Raw genomic sequence first — 3,346 nt, 5'->3', positions numbered from 1 at the left:
CGGCCGTCCGCCGCTGAGTCCGGTCAGCCCGCTGCCGAGGTCGCCGCCGAGCGCATGCAGGCCGAGCTCCGCGAGCGCGACGGCCAGGCCCAGACCGAGCACCGCGCCCGCCAGGCCCAGCGCCAGCGCTTCCGACACCAGCAGCGCCAGCCGTTGCCGCGCGCTCATGCCGAGCACGCCCAGCAGCGCGAGTTGCGGGAGCCGCTGCGCCACCGACAGGCTGTGCACCGCGAAGACCATGAAGGCGCCGACGAACAGCGCCATCAGCGACAGCACGCCGAGATTGAGCCGGTAGGCGCGCGTGAGGCGGCGCGCCTCCTCGGCCTGCTGGCGGGCCTGGTCCGCGGGCGCCTGGGCCTGGACACCGGCGGGCCAGTCGACGGGCACCGCGCGCCCCGAGGCCATGCGCAGCAGGATCGCGTCGAGCTGCCCGGGGCGATGCAGCAGCTGCTGCGCCCAGGCGATGTCGACGATCACCAGCGGCTGCTGGCGGTCCGGCACGCGGCCAACGACCGGGAGCGGGGCCGGCTCGTCGGGCAGGTCCACTCGCAGAGAGGACGGCAGCGGCGCAGTCGAAGGAGACGAAGGAGGCGAGGCAGAGGGGCGCGATGAAGACGGCGTGGGCGGCGGCGAGGGCGACGGCGAGGGCGATGACGGGAGATCGAAGCCCAGTCTCGTCCACGCGGCGTCGCTCACCAGCAGCGACGGCTCGCGCAGCGCGCGGCCGAGGTCCGCGCCGTCCAGCCGGGGGAACCATTGCGGATGGAAGGCGCCGAGCTGCACCAGGTCCAGGCCGATCAGCCGCACGCGCTGCCACGCGCCGTCGCGGCCCTGGAGGCGGATGCTGGCGTCGAGCCGGGGCGCGAGCGCGGCGATGTCGTCGCGCGCGGCCAGTTCCCCGAAGAAGCGGTCGGACAGCGGCGCGGCGCCGGGCGCGGGGCTGAGCTCGATGTCGGCCTGGGCGCTGCTCTGGCGCGCGGCCGACTCGAACTGCGCCAGCGCCGACGCGTTGATCCAGTGCACCGCGCCCGCCAGCGCCAGCCCCAGCGCGATGGTCAGCAGCGCCGCGAGCTGGCGTCCCCACTGCAGGCGCAGCGCCGGCCACGAGAGCTGCCACCACCAGCCCCAGGCGCGGCGCAGGCCGGCGAATGCGGAAGAGGGGGGGCCGGGGATCATCTCGGACTCATCGCGTCGTCATGTCGGGGCCGTCGCGGGCTCATCGCGCGCTCAGGCCTCGACCAGATGGCCGTTCTCGAGCCGCAGGCGGCGGTCCGCGTGTTCCGCCGCGTGCGCCGAGTGCGTCACCAACAGGCAGGCCGCGTTCTGCTCCAGCAGTTGCTGTCGCAGCAGCCGCATGACCTGGTCGGCATGCGACGGATCGAGGTTGCCGGTGGGTTCGTCGGCCAGCACCAGCACGGGCCGGTGCACCAGCGCGCGGGCGATCGCGACGCGTTGCAATTGGCCGCCGGACAGCTGTCGCGGCAGGTGCCGCGCCTGCGCCGTCAGGCCGACCGCGTCCAGCATCTCGGCGACCCGTTTCGGATCGGGCTTGCCCTGCAGCAACAGCGGCAGCGCGACGTTGTCGTGCACGTTCAGATGCGGCAGCACGTGGAAGGCCTGGAACACGAACCCCAGCTGCTCGCGGCGCAGCTGCGCCTGGCCCGATTCGTCCAGCGACAGGATGTCGCGGCCCAGCAGCACGACCTGACCCCGGTCCAGCGGCTCCAGCGCGGCCAGGCCGTTCAGCAGCGTGGACTTGCCGCTGCCGGATTCGCCGAGCAGCGCGAGCATCTCGCCGCGCTGCAGCGTGAGCGACAGGTGCTCGAACAGCGTCTGCGCGCCATAGCGCTTGGTCAGGCCGGTGGCCGTGAGGAGCGGGACATCCATCGTCGAAGCCATCGTCGAAACCATCTTCCAAGTCGTCGTGGAGAAGCCGGAGGTCGATCGATGGATTGTGGCGCCTGTCCCGCCGGGCTCCCGGTCAGATCGTGTCGACGTGTGCGATCAGCCGGTCCAGCGCATCCGGCGCCTCGGCCGCCACGATGCGGCGGGCGGGCATGCTGCGCAGCCAGGTGATCTGGCGCTTGGCGAGCTGCCGCGTCGCGGCGGTGCCGAGCTCCTGCAGCGCCGCGAGGTCGGGCGAGGACTCGTTCGCGTCCAGGAGTTCCCAGGCCTGCCGATAACCGACGCAGCGCATGGAGGGCAGGCCCAGGTGCAGATCGCCACGCGCGCGCAGGCGCCGGACTTCGTCGATGAAGCCGTGCGTCAGCATGAGCGCGAAGCGCTGCGCGAGCCGCGCATGCAGCCAGGCGCGCGCCTCGTCCGACGGTTCGAGCGAGATCAGCGGCCAGTCGACGCCCTGCGAGCGCTGGCGCCGGTACAGCGCCGACATCGGCTCGCCGCTGAGCAGGCAGACCTCCAGCGCGCGCTGGATGCGTTGCGCATCCAGCGGCGCCAGGCGCGCGGCCGTCTCGGGATCCAGCGTCGCCAGGCGCGCATGCATCGCGGGCCAGCCGTCGCGGGCCGCGTCCGCATCGAGCTGCGCGCGCAGCGCGGCATCGGCCTGAGGCAGTTCCGACAGTCCGTCGAAGAGCGCCTTGAAGTACAGCATCGTGCCGCCCACGAGCAGCGGGCGGGCGCCGCGGGCCTGGATCTCCGGCACGAGGCGCGTCGCGTCGCGGACGAACTGCGCGGCGGAATAACTCTCCGTCGGCTCGAGGATGTCGATCAGATGGTGCGGCACCGACGCGAGTTCTTCCGGCGTCGGTTTGGCGGTGCCGATGTCCATGCCGCGGTACACCAGCGCGGAATCGACGCTGATGATCTCCACCGGCTGGCGGCGCGCGAGCGCGAGCGCCGCGGCGGTCTTGCCGCAGCCCGTCGGGCCGGCGATGCAGAGCGGGGTCAGGTCGTGCGCGGAGGCGAGGTCGCTCATGCGGGACGTGCGGAGGGTTGGCCGTGCCGGCGGACCAGCGTCCAGGCACAGGTGGCGGTGCACAGGCCGAGCACCATCATCGTGGCGGCCAGCGGCGTCACGGTGCCGTCGAGGCTGGCGCTCAGCCACGCGCCGACGGCGAACGCGACGAGCGCGATGGCGATGGAGATCATCGGCGCGAGGTCGTGGATGAAGCGGTTGGCGCTCCGGGGAACGATATCCTCCTTCATGACGAGTTTGACGACGTCGGCGAGCGGCTGGAGGAGCCCGTTCCACCCGACCCGGTTCGGGCCGATCCGGTTCTGGATGGCGGCCGCCACGCGGCGCTCGAGGAGCACCGTGTAGGCGACCGAGGTAAGGAGGACGACGAGAACGACGACGATCTTGGCGAGCGGGATGAGGAGTTCCATG

Annotated in this window: 4 protein-coding genes; all 4 read right to left on the bottom strand. The window is 72.6% G+C overall.

Annotated features, from left to right (window positions below):
- Nucleotides 1–1,176: ABC transporter permease (locus VF536_RS25190; protein WP_331617707.1), on the bottom strand; the 1,176-nt coding region annotated here is incomplete at its 3' end.
- A gap of 51 nt (nucleotides 1,177–1,227) precedes the next feature.
- The gene (locus VF536_RS25185; protein WP_331617706.1) at nucleotides 1,228–1,887 is read right to left on the bottom strand and encodes an ABC transporter ATP-binding protein; all 660 of its coding nucleotides are present in this window, start codon (nucleotides 1,885–1,887) and stop codon (nucleotides 1,228–1,230) included.
- A gap of 94 nt (nucleotides 1,888–1,981) precedes the next feature.
- A complete protein-coding gene (miaA, locus tag VF536_RS25180) occupies nucleotides 1,982–2,935 on the bottom strand; it encodes a tRNA (adenosine(37)-N6)-dimethylallyltransferase MiaA (RefSeq protein ID WP_331617705.1) in 954 nt (317 codons plus the stop codon).
- Nucleotides 2,932–3,346 (bottom strand): NADH-quinone oxidoreductase subunit H (locus VF536_RS25175; protein ID WP_331617704.1); only part of this gene is annotated, 415 nt, incomplete at its 5' end. The genes VF536_RS25175 and miaA, both read right to left, overlap by 4 nt.

The sequence above is a fragment of the Roseateles sp. genome, assembly GCF_036486225.1.
GTDB lineage: Bacteria > Pseudomonadota > Gammaproteobacteria > Burkholderiales > Burkholderiaceae_C > Roseateles.
This window is presented reverse-complemented; position numbering and strand designations above follow the sequence as displayed.